At 72.5% G+C, this 16,439-nt stretch carries 14 protein-coding genes and 1 pseudogene; 5 read left to right on the plus strand and 10 right to left on the minus strand.

Features of this window, described 5'->3' with window-relative positions; translation table 11 throughout:
• Window positions 1-330: 330 nt before the first annotated feature.
• Both ACILSK_RS18925 and deoC read right to left on the minus strand, forming a co-directional pair.
• A complete protein-coding gene (locus tag ACILSK_RS18925) occupies window positions 331-1,155 on the minus strand; it encodes a shikimate 5-dehydrogenase (protein WP_395728731.1) in 825 nt (274 codons plus the stop codon).
• A gap of 42 nt (window positions 1,156-1,197) precedes the next feature.
• Entirely contained in the window at window positions 1,198-1,959 is a 762-nt protein-coding gene (deoC, locus tag ACILSK_RS18930; protein WP_395728732.1) for a deoxyribose-phosphate aldolase, read from the minus strand.
• A gap of 157 nt (window positions 1,960-2,116) precedes the next feature.
• Between deoC and ACILSK_RS18935 the strand changes: the two genes are divergently transcribed.
• Complete coding sequence (locus tag ACILSK_RS18935) at window positions 2,117-4,096, plus strand: MFS transporter (protein ID WP_395728733.1); 1,980 nt, start codon at window positions 2,117-2,119, stop codon at window positions 4,094-4,096.
• Here the strand turns inward: ACILSK_RS18935 and ACILSK_RS18940 are convergent.
• Window positions 4,089-4,250 carry a hypothetical protein gene (locus ACILSK_RS18940; RefSeq protein ID WP_395728734.1) on the minus strand — a complete coding sequence of 54 codons (162 nt, stop codon included), beginning with the start codon at window positions 4,248-4,250 and terminating at the stop codon, window positions 4,089-4,091. The two genes, ACILSK_RS18935 and ACILSK_RS18940, sit on opposite strands and share 8 nt — an antisense overlap.
• A 146-nt stretch (window positions 4,251-4,396) precedes the next feature.
• Entirely contained in the window at window positions 4,397-4,909 is a 513-nt protein-coding gene (locus ACILSK_RS18945; RefSeq protein ID WP_395728735.1) for a flavodoxin domain-containing protein, read from the minus strand.
• Between the two features lie 166 nt (window positions 4,910-5,075).
• On the opposite strand from ACILSK_RS18945, the gene pdxY reads away from it, so the two are divergent.
• Window positions 5,076-5,948 (plus strand): pyridoxal kinase PdxY, encoded by an 873-nt coding sequence (pdxY, locus tag ACILSK_RS18950; protein ID WP_395728736.1) that lies wholly within the window; start codon window positions 5,076-5,078, stop codon window positions 5,946-5,948.
• Between the two features lie 117 nt (window positions 5,949-6,065).
• Here pdxY and ACILSK_RS18955 read toward each other — a convergent pair whose 3' ends face one another.
• From ACILSK_RS18955 to ACILSK_RS18970, 4 genes are all read right to left on the minus strand, one after another.
• A complete protein-coding gene (locus tag ACILSK_RS18955) occupies window positions 6,066-6,698 on the minus strand; it encodes a carbon monoxide dehydrogenase subunit G (protein ID WP_395728737.1) in 633 nt (210 codons plus the stop codon).
• The gene (gene cutA, locus ACILSK_RS18960) at window positions 6,695-9,082 is read right to left on the minus strand and encodes an aerobic carbon-monoxide dehydrogenase large subunit (RefSeq protein ID WP_395728738.1); all 2,388 of its coding nucleotides are present in this window, start codon (window positions 9,080-9,082) and stop codon (window positions 6,695-6,697) included. The genes ACILSK_RS18955 and cutA overlap by 4 nt, the downstream gene beginning before the upstream one ends.
• Window positions 9,082-9,567 (minus strand): (2Fe-2S)-binding protein, encoded by a 486-nt coding sequence (locus ACILSK_RS18965; protein ID WP_395728739.1) that lies wholly within the window; start codon window positions 9,565-9,567, stop codon window positions 9,082-9,084. Before ACILSK_RS18965 ends, cutA begins: the two co-directional genes overlap by 1 nt.
• An 88-nt stretch (window positions 9,568-9,655) precedes the next feature.
• Window positions 9,656-10,516 carry an FAD binding domain-containing protein gene (locus ACILSK_RS18970; RefSeq protein WP_395728740.1) on the minus strand — a complete coding sequence of 287 codons (861 nt, stop codon included), beginning with the start codon at window positions 10,514-10,516 and terminating at the stop codon, window positions 9,656-9,658.
• A gap of 158 nt (window positions 10,517-10,674) precedes the next feature.
• Here ACILSK_RS18970 and ACILSK_RS18975 point away from each other — a divergent pair, with 158 nt between their 5' ends.
• The gene (locus tag ACILSK_RS18975) at window positions 10,675-14,184 is read left to right on the plus strand and encodes a DUF1116 domain-containing protein (RefSeq protein ID WP_395728741.1); all 3,510 of its coding nucleotides are present in this window, start codon (window positions 10,675-10,677) and stop codon (window positions 14,182-14,184) included.
• A gap of 12 nt (window positions 14,185-14,196) precedes the next feature.
• On the opposite strand, the gene ACILSK_RS18980 is transcribed toward ACILSK_RS18975, so the two are convergent.
• Entirely contained in the window at window positions 14,197-14,838 is a 642-nt protein-coding gene (locus ACILSK_RS18980) for an SIMPL domain-containing protein (RefSeq protein ID WP_395728742.1), read from the minus strand.
• A gap of 110 nt (window positions 14,839-14,948) precedes the next feature.
• Between ACILSK_RS18980 and ACILSK_RS18985 the strand changes: the two are divergent.
• Window positions 14,949-15,424 (plus strand): annotated as a pseudogene (locus ACILSK_RS18985) (dihydrofolate reductase family protein).
• Between the two features lie 122 nt (window positions 15,425-15,546).
• Window positions 15,547-15,984, plus strand: a complete 438-nt coding sequence (locus tag ACILSK_RS18990; RefSeq protein WP_395728743.1) for a hypothetical protein — start codon at window positions 15,547-15,549, stop codon at window positions 15,982-15,984.
• Between the two features lie 28 nt (window positions 15,985-16,012).
• On the opposite strand, the gene ACILSK_RS18995 is transcribed toward ACILSK_RS18990, so the two are convergent.
• Window positions 16,013-16,435, minus strand: a complete 423-nt coding sequence (locus ACILSK_RS18995; protein ID WP_395728744.1) for a VOC family protein — start codon at window positions 16,433-16,435, stop codon at window positions 16,013-16,015.
• Window positions 16,436-16,439: the final 4 nt, after the last annotated feature.

Raw genomic sequence — 16,439 nt, forward strand, 5'->3', positions numbered from 1 at the left:
GGTGGTCACACAAACTATTGAGGCCGACATGCCGTGTCAATCAACACGATGGTCACAGTTTGGTAAGTGCCCCAACGAAGTCGCTCCGACATTTCGGCAAGGACGTGAACGGTGGTGAACCACGCGGCCGCACCACTCGAACGGTGGATGGGAGCGATTCCACCATCCGGCGGTGTGCAGCCGGCGGGTCCGGATTCGCTGCGTCGTCAACCGTGGTCGGACGTGCAGGTCGACCGACGTCCCGGGCCCCGACCGCCGACGGCCGGGTCACGACACGGCAAACCCGCGCACGGCCCTCACCACGAATGGCGCAACCTCACCGATGGGAGGTCACGAACGAGAGAACTCCGCGGCTCGCCGGACCTGATCGTCGTCCAGCCGGACGCCGGTGTAGAGGGTGAACTGCTCGGCGGCCTGGGCGGCGATGATCTCGGCACCGGTGATCGTGGGCTTGCCCAGGTCCTCCGCCGCAGCGATCAGCGGCGTCCGCGGGGGAAACGCGATCACGTCGAACACTAGGTCCGCGTCCGCGATACACGACCGGTCGAACGACAGATCGTTTTCCTGCGGGCCGCCGGCCATGCCCACCGGCGTGACATTGACCAGCAGCGGCGCCGTCCGGTCGGCTACCTCGGCCGCCCAGCCGAACCCGTACTGCTCCGCCAGCGCCGGGCCGGTCCGCTCGTTGCGGGCGATGATCGTGCCGGTGGTCAGGCCGTGATCGCGCAACGCGGCCGCCACGGCCTTGCCCATGCCGCCGCTGCCGCGGAGCAGGAACTCCGTGCCCGGCGCGACGCCGTGCCGCGACAGCGCGGTGACGACGGCCGTGTAGTCGGTGTTGTAGCCGACCAGTCGGCCGTCGGTATTGACGATGGTGTTGACCGAGTCGATCACCGCCGCCGAGGGATCGAGGTCGTCCAGCAGCGGAATGCACGCCTCCTTGAACGGCATGGAGACCGCCGCCCCACGAATACCCAGGCCCCGGATGCCCGCGACGGCAGCGGTGATGTCGGTAGGTGCGAAGGCCTTGTAGACGAAGTTCAGCCCGAGTTCGTCGTACAGGAAATTGTGGAACCGGGTGCCGATGTTGCTCGGCCGGGCGGCGAGCGAGATGCACAGCGTGGTGTCGCGATTCAGCGTGTCGGTCGTCGGCAACGAACTCTCCTGCTGGCTTCGGGGCAACGGCGATCCGCCCAGCTAATACGAGTACCCCGGTTCGCGCGCGTTCCCCCGTCCGGTGACGATCTCGATCCCGGCGGACGTGCCGATCAGATCGGCGCCGGCGGCGAGCAGCGCCCGCACCTGTTCGATGGTGCGGATTCCGCCGTTGGCCTTGACCCCGATCGAGGCCGGCACCGAGCGTCGGAGATACCCGATGCCCGCCGGGTCGGCGACGCCGACCGAGAAGCGCGACGCGACGGCGACGAACGCCGCTCCGGCGTCCACCGCGGCGCTCACCGCCCGTTCACGCTGCCGCGCGTCGAGCAGCGGGAGTTCGAGCATCAGCTTGACCCCGATCGGCTCGGCCGCCGCGACCACGGCGGCCAAGTCGTCGGCGAACTCGGTCACCCGCCCCGACAGCAGGAACCCGATGTTGACCGTCGCGTCCAGCTCGTCCACCCCGGCGTCGACCAGCGCCCGCACCTCGGCGACGCGCACGGGCGTCGGCGCGCTGCCGTGCGGGTAGTTCACGATCGACCCGATGCGCGCGACGGTGCCCCGCAGTTCGCTGCGCGCCACCGGCACCCAGCAGGGCGGCACGATCGCCGCGTCGAAACCGTGCTCCAGGGTCTGCGCGACGTGCTCGCGCACCTGCCGATCGGTGATGGCCTGCCCGATCAGGGTGTGCTGGATCCGGCCGGCCAACTGGGACGGCGGCAGGACCAGGGCCGGATGGGTGACTGAAGCCGTCCCAGGGGCGTCATCCGCACGAACGGGCACATCGATGTCGGACCGCACACCGGTCAGTCTCGCACCGGCCCCGGCCGGGCGCAGTCGAACCGCCGCCCGGTCGCATTCGTGGTGACCGGGCCGGAGGTGGTCTGATGAGCCTGGGTAACAACACCGGCGGTGTGGTCGACCGGCCGCCGGCCGGCCACGGAGAGGTGGTACCGCGGTGACGGATCGGGCGGAGCACGCCGGGACGCGACGCCGGCGGACCGGCGCGATCGTCGCCGTGCTGGCCCTGTGCGGTACTGCGGTGGCCCTGCAGCAGACGATGGTGGTGCCGCTGCTCCCGGAGTTCCCGTCGATCCTGGGCGTCAGCGCGGACGACGCGTCCTGGCTGGTCACCGCCACCCTGCTGACCAGTGCGGTGGCCACCCCGGTGATGTCGCGGCTGGCCGACATGCTGGGCAAGCGGCTCATGATGCTGGTCTGCATGATCGCCATGACCATCGGGTCGGTGATCGCCGCGCTCTCCGCCACGTTCACCCTGGTGATCGTCGGGCGGGCGTTCCAGGGGTTCGCGGCGGCGCTCATCCCGATCGGCATCAGCATCATGCGGGACGAGTTGCCGCGCGAGCGGGTCAGTTCGGCGGTCGCGTTGATGAGCGCCACCCTGGGCATCGGCGGGGCGCTCGGCCTGCCGCTCGCCGGCGTGGTGTCGGAGAACCTCGGTTGGCACGCCAACTTCTGGCTGTCCGCGATCGTCGGCGTGTTCCTGCTGGTGGCCATCATGCTGGTGGTGCCGGAGTCGCGGGTCCGCACCGGCGGCTCGTTCGACTATGTCGGCGCCGTGTTGCTATCGATCGCGCTGACCGGCCTGCTGCTGGTCGTCTCCAAGGGCACGACCTGGGGCTGGTCCGGCCAGCCGGTGATCGTCCTGTTCCTGATCGCGGTGGGGGCGCTGTGCGCCTGGGTGCCCTACGAGTTGCGCGTCGGTCAGCCCCTGGTCGACCTGCGCACCTCCGGCCGCCGACCGGTCCTGCTGACCAACATCGCGTCCGTGCTGCTGGGTTTCGCCATGTTCGCCAACCTGCTGCTGACCACCCAGGAACTCCAGATTCCCGCGGCCACCGGCTACGGGTTCGGTCTGCCGGTGATCACCGCGGGGTTGCTGATGGTGCCGTCCGGCCTGGCGATGGTGGTGTTCGCGCCGGTGTCGGGTTCGCTGATCAACCGGTTCGGCGGGCGGATCACGCTGATCACCGGCGGCCTGGTGATGGCCGTCGCCTACGTCGCCCGGGTGTTCCTGTCCGGCAACCTGACCGCGGTCGTCGCCGGTTCCACGCTGGTCAGCATCGGCACCGCGATCGCCTACGCGGCGATGCCGACGCTGATCATGGCGTCGGTGCCGATCACCGAGACGGCCAGCGCCAACGGCCTGAACACGCTGCTGCGGGCGATCGGCACGTCGACCTCCAGCGCCGCCGTCGCGGCGATCCTGGGCGCGGTGACGATCACCGTCGGGTCGCTCACCGCGCCGGCGTTCCAGGCGTTCGAGTACGTGTTCTGGATGGCCGCGGGCGCCGCGCTGGTGGCGTGCGCGGTTGCCTGGTTCATCCCGGCCGTCACGGCGCACCAGCAGGTTCGGGTCGGTCCGGAGCCCCGGGCCGGTGCGGTCAGCGCCGGCGACAGCCAGGAGGTCGTGGTGCACGGCCGGATCCGGCGATCCGACGGGCGCGCGCCCTACCCGGCGGTGGTGACGGTGATGACCACGACGGGTGATCCGGTCGACTGGAGCCGGGCCGACCACGACGGGCGGTATTCGATCGCCCTCCCCGGCCCGGACCGGTACCTGGTCCTGGCCAACGCCCAGGGCTGGGCACCACAGGCCCGGGTGATGGCTGTCGGCGGGCAGGGATCGCTGCCGGAGATCACCCTGACGGATCAGCTCACGCTGTCCGGCCGGGTGGTCCGGGACGGCACCGGCGTACCGAACGCCCTGGTGTCGATCAGTGAGGCGGCCGGCGCCTTCGTCGATTCGCTGACCACCGGGCCGGACGGTCGCTGGTGCCTGCCGCTGCCGACGCCGGGCCCGTACGTCGTCACCGCGCTCGGGCCCGACACCCTGGCCACGGCAGCCCGCAAGGTGGTGCTCGACGCCCGGTCGTCGGTCGTCGAACTGGACCTTCCGCGGGAGCCGGCTACCTGATCGAGCGGGCCTTGCCCCGGCCGATGAAGCCGACGACGAGCCCGGCGACGAGCAGCACCGCCGCCACGATCAGCAGCCACTTGAGCGCGGTGAACAGCAGGCCGCCCAGGCCCAGCAGGATCGCCAGCACGATGAGAACGATCGCAAGAACCACGGTCGCCACTTCCCTTCGGTCGGTACCCCCGGTGGGGTGTGCCCTGCGAGTACCCCGTTCGCCGCGGACGACCGTTTGCGTGGCGAAATTGCACCCCAATCGTGACCTGGAGATCGGCCCCGGTATCCCTTTTGGGCGAGCGGCGGTCAGCCGACCCGGTGGATGGCGGCGTCGAGAACCAACCCCGCCGCCCATGCCCGGGCCCGATCCGCCTCGCCGGCGGTGCCCGGCCCCGGCGCGTCGACGACGCGGAACGATGCGGTGCCCATGATCTCGGCGCCCCGGTCACGGAGCCGGCGCGCCGTCGCGCGGGCCGCCGACCCGGCCGACCGGTCCGACGTCGTCTCGAACGTCGCCGCCGGCTGGTGGTCGCACATGGTCAGGTCGTCCAACCACTTCCGGATCCCGAAATCGGCCTTCGCGATGACCAGGCCGGTCCGCCGGGACGCCTCCGGTACCGCCGGCTGCCGGGGCAGCCCGACGACGTGGGTAGGCACCCCGACCACGACCAGGCCGAAGTCGCAGCCGATGGCCCGTGGGGCGGCGTGCACCTCGACCAGTTCGACGCACGCACCCCGGGCCGACAACGCGTCGGCCACGGCGTGCGCGATGCCTTCCGTGTGGCCGAACATCGATTCGTACACGACGAGGGCACGCAAGACGCGCTCACCTCCGAGAAGAACTTCGTCTCGTTGATTTGATCATGAATCGACCCGGGTGGGGCCAGCGTCCCGTCGTGAATTCACCCATACGGGTCTGCGGCCGAAGACCCGGGATGAGCATCGCGCCGGCGCTGCCGGGCCCGACGCGTGGCAGGCTGCCGGGATGCGCATCCTGTCCATCCAGTCGTCGGTCGCCTACGGACATGTCGGCAATTCCGCCGCGGTCTTTCCGCTGCAGCGGTTGGGTCATGAGGTGATCGCGGTCAACACCGTGCACTTCTCCAACCACACCGGGTACGGGGCCTGGCGCGGCGCGGTGATCGAACCGGCGGTCATCTCCGACGTGATCGAGGGAGTCGCGGAGCGGGATGCCCTGCGCTCCGTGGACGCCGTGCTGACCGGCTATCAGGGATCGCCGGGTGTGGCCGCGGTGGTGCTGGAGACCGTCGCCCGGATCCGCGCCCTCAACCCGGACGCGGTGTACTGCGCCGACCCGGTGATGGGCGACGTCGGACGCGGCATGTTCGTCCTGCCCGGGGTTCCCGAACTGATCCGGGAGAAGGTGGTCCCCGTGGCTGATGTGTTGACGCCCAACGCGTTCGAGCTGTCGTACCTGGCGTTCGGCGGCGATCCCGGCGCGGTCGACGTCGGCCGGGTCGGCACCCTGGACGACGTGTTGGCCGCGGTGGACGCGGTGCGCGCGATGGGCCCGCGAACCGTGCTGGTGACGTCGGTGCAGGGGTCGGTAGTGGACGACGACCAGATCGGGATGATCGCGGTGGACGACTCGGGCGCCTACCTGGTCCGTACCCCGGAGCTCCCGCTGTCGGTCAACGGCGCCGGCGACGTCACCGCGGCGCTGTTCCTCGCCCACCTGCGCGACGGCGTCTCGACCGCGCTGGCCCGGGTCGCGTCGTCGATCTACGGCATCCTGGCCGCCACCCACACCGCCGGGTCCCGGGAGATCGCGCTCATCCCGGCCCAGGACCTGGTGGCCGACCCGCCCACCGAGTTCGCCGTGGAGCGGCTTCGCTGACCGGCCCCGCCGCGCGGTATCCCCCCACTCCCTGTTGATCATTGGGGGTACGGCCGTTTCGACCCCCCGGTCGAAGCGGCTTCCATGATCAACTGCAGGTGGGCGGCGGCGGCATCGCTACCGGCGGCGCCCGATCCGCACCCCGATCAGCACCCCGGCCAGCATCGACAGGGCGCCGACCGCCGTGGCCGCGGCCAGTTCCCACGGGGCCCCGCGCCGATCCCGCCGGTGCGATCGAACCGGCACCGCGGGAGCACCGCCCGCGGACGACCGCGCAACGCCGGCCGCGGCCGGCACCGGCTCCGGCTCCGGTGCGGCGGTGAACGTCTGGTCGATGGCGGCGAAAAACGCGTCGGCCGTGCGTTTGGCCACCGCGCCGAGCACCCGCTGGCCGACCCCGCCGACCATCCCGCCGACGATCGCGTCGGCGTCGTAGTCGACCCGGGTGGTGTCGCCCAGCTCGGTGAGCGTGACGGCGACGGTGGTGTCGATGGTGCCCGGTGCTCCGGAACCGTTGGCCCGCATGACGAGCGACCGCGGCCGGTTCATGTCCCGGAACGACACCTCGCCGGTGTAGGACCCCTTGATGGAGGCCACCCCCAGGGTCACGGTGAGCCGGAACCGGTCCGGGGCCAGCGGAACCAGGCCGTCGCAGCCCGGGATGACGCCGGCCAGCACCCCGGGATCGGTCATGGCCTGCCACACCTGATCCGGCGGGGCGTGCAGGACGGAGCTTCCGGTCACCTTCATCCGCTGTCGCCCTCCCGGCGCAGGTGGAACAGCTCGCTGGGGGACAGCGGCATCCGGGTGATGCGGATGCCGGTGGCATCCTCGACCGCCGCGGCGAGCACCGCCGACACCGGGATGACGCCGGCCTCGCCGGCCCCCTTGATGCCCAACGGGTTCAGGGGCGACGGCGTCTCCTGATGGCCCAGTTCGATCCGCTCCGGCAACTCGGTGACGTACGGCATCAGGAAGTCCATGAACGATGCGTTGCGCAACTGCCCGTACTCGTCGTAGTCGAGCGTCTCGTACAGCGCGCCGGCGATGCCCTGGGCGACCCCGCCGTGCACCTGACCGCGCACGATCATCGGGTTGATCAAGGTGCCGCAGTCGTGCACGACGCAGTACCGGTCGATGCGGATCTCGCTGGTATCCGGGTCGATCTCGACGATCGCGGCGTGCATGCCGGAGGCGAACGTGCTGCGCGGCGGCGAGTAGTAGTCACGCGACTCCAGGCCGGGCGCCTCGCCTTCGGCGACCGGCGGCCGGTCCGGGTCGGCGGGCCGGGCGAACTGGGTGGCCGCCTTGGCCGCCTCGTCGAACGCGTACCGCAACGGGTTGGACAGCACCGCCACCTGGCCGAGGTCGATGCACGCGGTGGGATTTCCCCGGACCGCGACCACCCCGTCGACGATTTCCAGGTCCCCCTCGCCGGCCTCCAGTGCGTCGGCGGCGACCTTGAGCGCCTTGGCCTTCACCGACCGGGCGGCAAGCGCGACCGCCGACCCGGACATCACGGCGGCCCGGGAGGCGAAGGTACCGACGGCATACCCGAACCGCCGGGTGTCGCCGGTGGTGACCCGGACCCGCTCGAACGGCACTCCCAGTTCGTCGGCGACGATCTGGGCGAACACCGTCTGGTGCCCCTGGCCTTGCGAGGTGAGGCCGATGGCCACCTCCACGCTGCCGTCGGTGAGCACCTGCACGTGCGCACCCTCGTACGGTCCGGGCCCGGTTCCCTCGACGTAGCAGCCGATCCCGATGCCGAGCAGCCTGCCATCGGCGGCCGCGGCCGCCTGCCGCGCCGGGAAGTCGTCCCAGCCGACCAGACCCTTGATCATGGCCAGCTGGGCCGGGTAGTCCCCGGAGTCATAGATCAGCGGCCGGCCGTCCTGGAAGATCAGCCCCTGGTCGTACGGGAATTCCTCGGGCTGAATGAAATTCGCGGCCCGCACCGCCGTTCGGTCCAGCCCGAGGGTCTGCGCGACGCGATCCATGGTGCGCTCCATGGCGAAGGCGCCCTGCGGGCGGCCGGCCCCGCGATAGGGAGTGACGATCACCGTGGTGGTGTACATCGAGTGGAAATCGACCCGGTAGGCCCCCGGCTTGTACGGGCCGAGCAGCTGGGTGGAGGTGACGATCGGGCAGATGATCCCGTAAGGCGTGTAGGCGCCGTTGTCGTGCCAGAACGCTACGTCGAGCGCCAGAATCCTTCCGGTGTCGTCGAACCCGACCTCGATGTGCTGCTGCTGGCCGCGTTCGTGAGCCGAGGAGATGAAGTGTTCCCGGCGATCCTCGGTCCACTTGACCGGCCGCTGCAGTCGCATCGCGGCCAGCGGCACCAGGATCTCCTCCGGCCACGGGTGCATGATCTTCACGCCGAAGCCGCCGCCCACGTCGGGGGCGATCACCTCGACCTTGGGCAGCGGCAGGCCCAGCTTGGCCGCGATGGCGGCACGGACCGACGTCGCCGTCTGGGTCGCCGAGTAGACCCGCAGGCTCCGATCGTCCGGGTCCCACCGGGCGTGCACCGCCTTGCCCTCCAACGGCATCGAGCACGACCGGCTGATCTGAAGATCGAGAGTGATCCGGTGCGGGGCCGCCCGCATCGCCGCGTCGACGTCGCCCACCTGCTGGAGCAGGTGGGCGGCCACGTTGTCGGGCACATCGTCGTGCACCGCATGGGTGGCGGCGCGGGCGGCGTCCAGACCGACCACCGCGGGCAGGAACTCGTAGTCGATGGCGATCGCGGCCGCGGCGTCCTCGGCGAGGTAGCGGTTCTCGGCGACGACCATGACGATCGCCTCGCCGACGTGGTGCACCGCCCCGTTGGCCAACGCGTAGCCGGTGCGGCCGGCGTGCAGGGCCGGGTGCGGGATGAGGATGGGCAGCGGCTCGGCGGCCGCGCCGTCGAGATCCTCGTAGGTGTAGATGGCCACGACGCCGTCGATGTCCAGGGCGCCGCTGACGTCGATGTCCCGGATGCGGGCGTGGGCGTGCGGTGAGCGGACGAAGGCGGCTTCGAGAGCATCGGTACCGACACCGATGTCGTCGGTGTAGCGGCCGTTGCCGGTGACCAGCCGGCGGTCCTCGACCCGCCGGACGCCGGCGCCGATGTACCGGGCGACCATCAGGACCGTTCCCGGATCAACTCGGCGGCGCGCAGCACGGCATCCACGATGTTGTGATAGCCCGTGCACCGGCAGAGGTTTCCGGCGATCATCGCGACCGCCTGGTCCCGGGTGGGCTCCGGGTTCTCGGCCAGACCGGCGGTGATGGTGGTCAGGAAGCCGGGCGTGCAGAATCCACACTGCAGGGCGTGGCATTCGCCGAATGCCCGCTGCACCGGGCCCAGTTCGCTGCCGTCGGCGAGGCCCTCGACGGTGGTGACGCTGCGCCCATTCACCGAGACCGCGAAGATCAGGCAGGACCGTACCGGTTGGCCGTCGAGCAGGACGGTGCACGCCCCGCACACGCCGTGCTCGCAGCCGACGTGGGTGCCGACCAGACCGAGGTCGTGACGCAGGAAGTCGGACAGGGTGCGGCGGGCGACCGCGCCGTGCGTGCGCCGGACGCCGTTGACGGTCAGCGAAATCGCGTGGATGAGTTCGGTCATGGCATGGCCCGCGACGGAGGGTGCGCCGGCTCCCCGCGCCCACCGGCGACGTTGCCGCCGGGGCCGTCCTTCACTCGCCGGCGCTCGCTCACCCCGCCGCCACCCGCTGCCGGGCGTGGGCGATCGCTTCGGCGGCCGCGCGGACGGTGAGGATGCGGGCCAGGTGTCGACGGTAGTCGGCGGTGGCGTGCAGGTCGGTGACGGGATCCACCGCGTCGTGCGCCTGGGCGGCGGCGTCCGGCGGGCCGCTGCGCCACGCGTCGGTCAGATCCAGCACCATCGGCACATCGGCGACGGACAGGTAGCCGCACCGCAACCGCGTCAGTTCCCCGTCGGGACCGAGTTCGGCCACCGCTGCGACCCCGCAGAGCGCGTAATCGCCGTGCCGCCGGGCGATCTCGACGAACGCGGTGCCGGCGTTCCCCGGCAGGGCCGGGAACCGGGCGCTCACCGCGAGTTCGTCGGCGGCCAGCACGCAGCTGAGCGGCCCGAGGAAGAAGTCCGCGGCCGGCACCGTCCGGGTTCCGGTAGCCGAGCGAAGCGTCACGCTGCCGCCGCAGACGGCCAGCACCGCGGTCAGCTCGCCGGCCGGGTCGGCGTGCGCAAGGGAACCGACACAGGTGCCCCGGTTGCGGATCGTCGGGTGCGCCACGAACCGCAACGCCTGCCGCAGCAGGGGCTGGGTGCGGTGGACCGCATCATCGCGCTCCACCCGGCGGTGCCGGGCCAGCGCACCGATCCGGACCCCGTCGTCGACCGTCACCGTGTCGAGTTCGGCGATCCGGTTGATGTCGATCAGGTGCGCCGGTTGGGTGAGGCGCATGGCCAGCAGCGGCACCAGCGACTGGCCGCCGGCCAGCACCTTGGCTGCCGAGCCGTGCTCGGCCAGCAGGGCCACCGCGGCCCCGACCTGCTCGGGGCCGTGCCACGCGAAGGGGGCCGGCTTCATCCCCCGATCTTTCCCCATCTCGGCCCGGCGCTCATCCCGACCCGACCGGGAACGGTCGACGCCGTTCGGATCGGGGATGATCGAGGCGCTGTCCGAACTCGGCCGCCCGAGTTCGACAGCGACGACCGGCGCGCCACCCGACAGCTTCCGGAGGCCCGATGACGACCGCCGACCCGGCACCGGCCGAACTGGTCCTGATCCGACGCGGGGAGTACCACGACTCGGTGACGCTGCTCCGGGTGTCCCAGGCCGCGGCGGCGGTGTCCGGGATCGCCGCCGCCCAGGTCGCCATGGCCACCGCTTTGAATCTGGAACTGGCCGCCGGGCTGGGCTTCTCGATCCCGGCCGGCGCCGGGCCGAATGACCTGGTGATCACCCTCCGGGGCGCCGACGATGACGCCGTGCAGGCCGGGCTGGCCGCGATCGAGCAGGCCGTCACGGCCCGGATCACACCCTCCGGCCGGGCGGCCGGGGTCGCGCCGGCGCGCACCGTCCGGACCGCGGCCCGTGATCAGCCGGAAGCCGGGGTCGTCCTGCTGTCCGTGCCGGGGCCGGCGGCCCTGGGCGAGGCGCTCGACGCGATCGAGGCCGGCCGGCACGTGATGATCTTCTCCGACAACGTGCCGGTGGCCGACGAGCTCACCATCAAGCGCGCCGCCGCGGACGCCGGCGTCCTGGCGATGGGCCCGGACTGCGGGACGGCGATCGTCGGCGGCATCGGGTTGGGCTTCGCCAACGTGCTGCGGGCGTCCGGCGGACCCCGGGTCGGGATCGTCGCGGCGTCCGGCACCGGTGCGCAGCAGCTGACCTGCCTGCTGGACGAGGCCGGGATCGCGGTCTCCCATGTCCTGGGCGTCGGCGGACGAGACCTGTCCGCCGCGGTGGCCGCCCGCGGCACCCGGGCCGCGCTGGCCGCGCTGGACGCGGACCCCGGCACCGACCACATCGCGGTCATCTCCAAACCGGCCGATCCGCAGGTGGCCGCCGAGCTGCGCGCCCTCGCCGCCACCCTGGCAACCCAGGTGACGCTGCTGGTCATCGGGCCGGGCGAGCCCGACATCACCCGCGGGGCCGAGCAGCTCATCGACGCGGTGGGTGGCCGGGTCCCGGCCTGGCCGACGTGGGGGCCGGCCGGCACCGCCGCTGCCGCGGGCGCGGGGGCGGGCGGGGGCGGGGCCGTGGGCGCTGACGCGGGGGCGGGCGCGGGCGGGGCCGTGGGCGCTGCCGCGGGGGCGGGCGCTGCCGCGGGCGCGGCGGGCCCCGGCGCGGACGGGTCCCCTCGGGCGCTGCGCGGGCTGTACTCCGGCGGCACCCTCGCCGACGAGGCGATGCTCGTCCTGGCGGATTCCATCGGCGACATCCGCTCCAACATCCCGCTCCGCCCCGGCCTCGCCCTGCCCGCGCGGATCAACGACGCCAGCGCGGATCAACTCACCGCGGATGGGACGCCCGGGACAGGAGTCGACGATTTCAACCGCGCGGGGTCGTCGACGCCCGGCGGGCCCGACCTGACCGGGCTCGGGCATGTGATCGTCGACCTCGGCGACGACGCGTTCACCGTCGGCCGCCCACACCCGATGATCGACCCGACGCTGCGGCTGGCGCTGCTCGCCGAGCAGGCGTCGGACCCGGACGTGTCGGTGCTGCTGATGGACGTCGTCCTCGGGCACGGCGCCGATCCCGACCCGGCGGCGGCGCTGGCCCCGGCGATTCGCGACGCGATCCGCACCGCCGCCCGGGACGGCCGGGATGTGGCGGTGCTGGTGGCGCTCTGTGGCACCGCCGGTGACCCGCAGGACCGCGAGCGGCAGGCCGCCCTGCTCACCGAGGCCGGCGCGCGGGTATTCCTGTCGAACGCGGCGGCGGCGCGGGCGGCGGGTGCCCTGGCCGGCGGGGACGGCCGCCGGCGCGACCCGGCGGAGTCCGGCCGAACCGAGCCGGGCCGCGGAACATCCGCCGGCCCCACGCCGGCCGAACATCCGCGGACCGAACCCGCGACGACCGGAAGGACCGGGCCCGACGTTCGCCGCGGAACATCCACCGGCTCCACGCCGGCCGAGCATCCGCAGCCCGGGCGCCCTGCACCCACCCCGCCCGCCCCCGACGCAGGCCGCGGAACATCCACCGGCCCCACGCCGGCCGAACATCCGCAGCCCGGCGGACCCGCCGCGCCCGACTCGCCCGCAGAGCCCGCCGCGCACGCGGAGCCCGCACCGCCCGGCTCGCACGCGGAGCCCGACTCGCCCGCCGGGCCGGGCAACCGGGACCTGTTGGACACTCCGGGGTCGATGATCTGCGCCGGAATCGGCCTGCTCGCCGACGCGCTGCGCGACCAGTCGGTCCGGGTGACGGAGGTGGACTACCGGCCGCCGGCCGCCGGCCCGACGGTCGAGCGCGCGCTGCACACCGTGCTGGCCGATCCCCGCAGGATCTCGGCGAACGCGGAGGCCGTCCGGCGGATGCTCGGCGTCCGCGCCCGGCTGGTCGACGTCCGGCCAGCGTCCGCCGCGCTCGGGCTGCGGCCCGGACAGTTCTGCCACGCCGGCCCGCCGATCACCTTCGACCGGGCGTCCGGCCCGCTGCGCGGCGCCCTCATCGGCGCGCTGATCTATGAAGGCCTGGCCGCCGACCCGGCGCAGGCCGAGGCGATGCTGCAGGTCGGCGACGGCATCGAATTCACTCCCTGTCACGATCGGCAGGCGGTCGGCCCGATGGCCGGCGTCATCTCCCCGTCGATGTGGCTTGTCGAGCTCGCCGACGAGCACACCGGGGCCCGCGCGTTCTGTTCGCTGAACGAGGGACTGGGCAAGGTGCTGCGGTACGGCGCCTACGGACCCGAGGTGATCGACCGGCTGCGCTGGATGAGCGACGTGCTCGGCCCCGCCCTGGCGACGGCGGTCCGCGCCACGGGGCCGGTGGACATCACCGCGATCGTCGGTCAGATGGTGCAGATGGGCGACGAGGGGCACAACCGCAACCGGGCCGGGACGCTCATGCTGCTGCGCGAGTTGCTGCCCGCGCTCATCGCGTCCGGCCGGCCGGCCGGCGACGTCGCCGAGGTCGCCCGGTTTATCTCGACCAACGACCACTTCTTCCTCAACCTGGTGATGCCGACCGGCAAGTTGATGGGCGATGCGGCGGCCGACGTACCGGGCAGCACGATCGTGACGGCGATGTGCCGCAACGGCACCGACTTCGGGATCCGGGTGTCGGGCACGGGCAACGAGTGGTTCACCGGACCCGCCCTCTACCCGGACGGACTGTTCCTGCCTGGGTTCGGGGCCGACGACGCGAACCCGGACATCGGCGACTCGGCGATCACCGAGACGATGGGCATCGGGGGCATGGCGATGGCGACCGCGCCGGCCATCGTCCGGTTCGTGGGCGGCACGGTGCCGGACGCACTCGCCGTGACCCGCCGGATGTACGAGATCACCCAGACCGAGAATTCGGCCTTCGCCATCCCGATCCTGGAGTTCCGCGGCTCGCCGACCGGCATCGACGTCACCCGGGTGCTGCGAACCGGCATCCTGCCGCAGATCAACACCGGGATGGCCGGGCGGGTCGCCGGGACCGGTCAGGTCGGCGCGGGCCTGGTCACCCCACCGATGGACTGCTTCACCGCGGCCATCGCGGGTCTGGCGGCACGGGCCCCGTCCGGCGGCTGATCGGCGGGCCGGTCAGTCCGCGAACTCCCGGCAGACGGTGATCTCGACGCTCACCTCGGCGTCACCGGTCGCCACCGGCATGCTCTCGGCGGCGGCGGCGCGCATCGCCATCATCATCGGTCGCGGCCCGCCACCGGACGGCCGCTCGTCGATCCAGCGCACCCGGCCCAGTGTCCGCCCGGCGAGCGCGGCCAGCTGCCGCGCCTTCGCGTCGGCGTCGGCGAACGCGGCGTCCCGCGCCTGGGTCAGAGCGTCCAACGGGTGCCCGGGCGTCAGCGACACCCCGTCGATGCGCACCCCCTCGCCGCCGAGCGCGGCGACGTCGGTGAGCAGCCGCTCGATCCCGTGCAGGCCGTCCCGCATCACGGTCAGCCGCTGACCCGCTTGATAGCCGATGAGTTGCTGCCGGTTGCCCTGAAACTCGACCCGAGGGCCGAGCGTGAGATCGGACGTGCGGACCGAACGGGCGTCCACCCCGTCGTCGGCGAGCGCGGCCAGCAACCGGGTCGCCGTGCCCGAAGCGACCGCCCAGGCGTCGCCCGGTTCGGCCCGCACCACCTCCACGGCCAGCGAGACGGTCACCCGGTCGACGGCCGCGGCGGCAGTCCCCCGGCCCACCACGGTGATGCCCGCCGGCTCTTCGTGTGCGCTCATCGGCCCAGTCTGCCCGGGTCCGGCGTTTCCGGGCGGTGAGCTGGGTACCGATGGTCCGACCGGCCGCCCCGGGGAGGGTGAGGGCCGGACGAGACACCAACGGAGGACCGATGCGCACCCTGGCCGTGACCCAGAACATCACCCTCGACGGAGCGGTGGAGATGCTGGACGACTGGTTCGACCCGCAGGGCGGCGCGGACGCGAGCGATCAGCAGGAGGCGAGCCGGGAGCTGTCCGCCGAATGTGACGCGATCCTGCTCGGCCGGCGGACGTTCGAGGACTTCCGCGGCTACTGGCCCCGGCAGACCGACGACCGGACCGGGGTGACCGACGAGCTCAACCGGATCCACAAGTACGTGGTCAGCTCGACCATGACGGACCCGCAGTGGCAGAACACCACCGTCATCGACGGCACCCCCTGTTCCGCGCCGGCCTGGTCGACGAGGTCAACCTCTGGACCTACCCGGTGGTGCAGGCACGCGGACGACGGCTGTTCCCCGACGGGTACCGGCCGGGTCGGCTGCGGTTGACCGGCTGCCGGTCGTTCCGCTCCGGGGTGGTGCTGACCAGGTACGCCGTCCGCTGACCGCGGTGGCCCGGTCGCGGCCGGACGCCTCACGGGTGGGCCGGTCGATTCACGCGGCGAGGAAGCGGGTACGAAGGAACCACCACGGTCCGCGTTGTCCCGATCATCTGGAGGTTCGACCCATGGCCCTGGCCGCCAAACTTCGCCGCGCTCCGGTCCGACTGGCGACCGGCGCCTACATCCTGAACTCGGGCGTCAACAAGCTGTCCGCCGACGAGGGCACCGCCGCCTGGCTGCACTCGACGGCGGCCAATGCGCTGCCCGTCCTGAAGCGGATGCCCCCCACTGTGTTCGCCAAGGTGCTCGCCGCCGGCGAGATCGCCGTCGGCGCTGCGCTGCTGGCGCCGGTGGTGCCGGCCGGCCTGGCGGGGATCGCCCTGATCGGCTTCGGCGGTGCGTTGACCGCGATGTACGTCCGCACCCCGGCCTGGCACGACCGGTACCTGCGCCCCACCGCCGAGGGCGTCGCCCCGGCCAAGGACGTGTGGTTGCTCGGTGCCGGAGTGGGCCTGCTCGTGGACGCGGCCCTGACCGAGTCCCCGATCACTGCGACCGAATAGATCGCCGCGGCGCAATGGTCGGCGGCGATCAGGGCAGCTGCAGCGACCCGTCGTCGGCCAGCGGGAAGTACGGGTTCCAGGCCACCTCCCACAGGTGACCGTCGGGGTCGGCGAAGTAGCCGTTGTGGCCGCCCCAGAACACGTCGTGGGCCGGTGTGACGATGCGTCCGCCGGCCGCCTCGGCCGCGGCCAGGACGGTCGCGACTTCGGCCTTGTCCCGTACGTTGTGGGCGATTGTGACCGCCCTGAACCCGTCACCGGCCGCCGGCACCCCGGCGTCCTGCGCCAACGCGTCCCAGCCGAACAGGCCCAGCACCGCCCCGCCGGCCGCGAAGAAGGTCACGCTCTCATTGCTCGACGGCGACGCGACGAAGCCGAGCGTCTCGTAGAAGGCGCGGGCCCGGGCGACGTCGCGCACGCCGAGGGTGATCAGGCTGATCCGCGGTTCCACCCGG

It is taken from the genome of Nakamurella sp. (assembly GCF_044224575.1).
Taxonomy (GTDB): Bacteria; Actinomycetota; Actinomycetes; order Mycobacteriales; family Nakamurellaceae; genus Nakamurella.

Bases quoted from the DNA above. Each gene is read 5' to 3' on its own strand.
- pdxY (WP_395728736.1), top strand. From the start codon at position 5,076: ATGCGCATCCTGTCCATCCAGTCGTCGGTCGCCTACGGACATGTCGGC.
- ACILSK_RS18955 (WP_395728737.1), bottom strand. From the start codon at position 6,698: ATGAAGGTGACCGGAAGCTCCGTCCTGCACGCCCCGCCGGATCAGGTG.
- cutA (WP_395728738.1), bottom strand. From the start codon at position 9,082: ATGGTCGCCCGGTACATCGGCGCCGGCGTCCGGCGGGTCGAGGACCGC.
- ACILSK_RS18965 (WP_395728739.1), bottom strand. From the start codon at position 9,567: ATGACCGAACTCATCCACGCGATTTCGCTGACCGTCAACGGCGTCCGG.
- ACILSK_RS18970 (WP_395728740.1), bottom strand. From the start codon at position 10,516: ATGAAGCCGGCCCCCTTCGCGTGGCACGGCCCCGAGCAGGTCGGGGCC.
- ACILSK_RS18975 (WP_395728741.1), top strand. From the start codon at position 10,675: ATGACGACCGCCGACCCGGCACCGGCCGAACTGGTCCTGATCCGACGC.
- ACILSK_RS18980 (WP_395728742.1), bottom strand. From the start codon at position 14,838: ATGAGCGCACACGAAGAGCCGGCGGGCATCACCGTGGTGGGCCGGGGG.
- ACILSK_RS18990 (WP_395728743.1), top strand. From the start codon at position 15,547: ATGGCCCTGGCCGCCAAACTTCGCCGCGCTCCGGTCCGACTGGCGACC.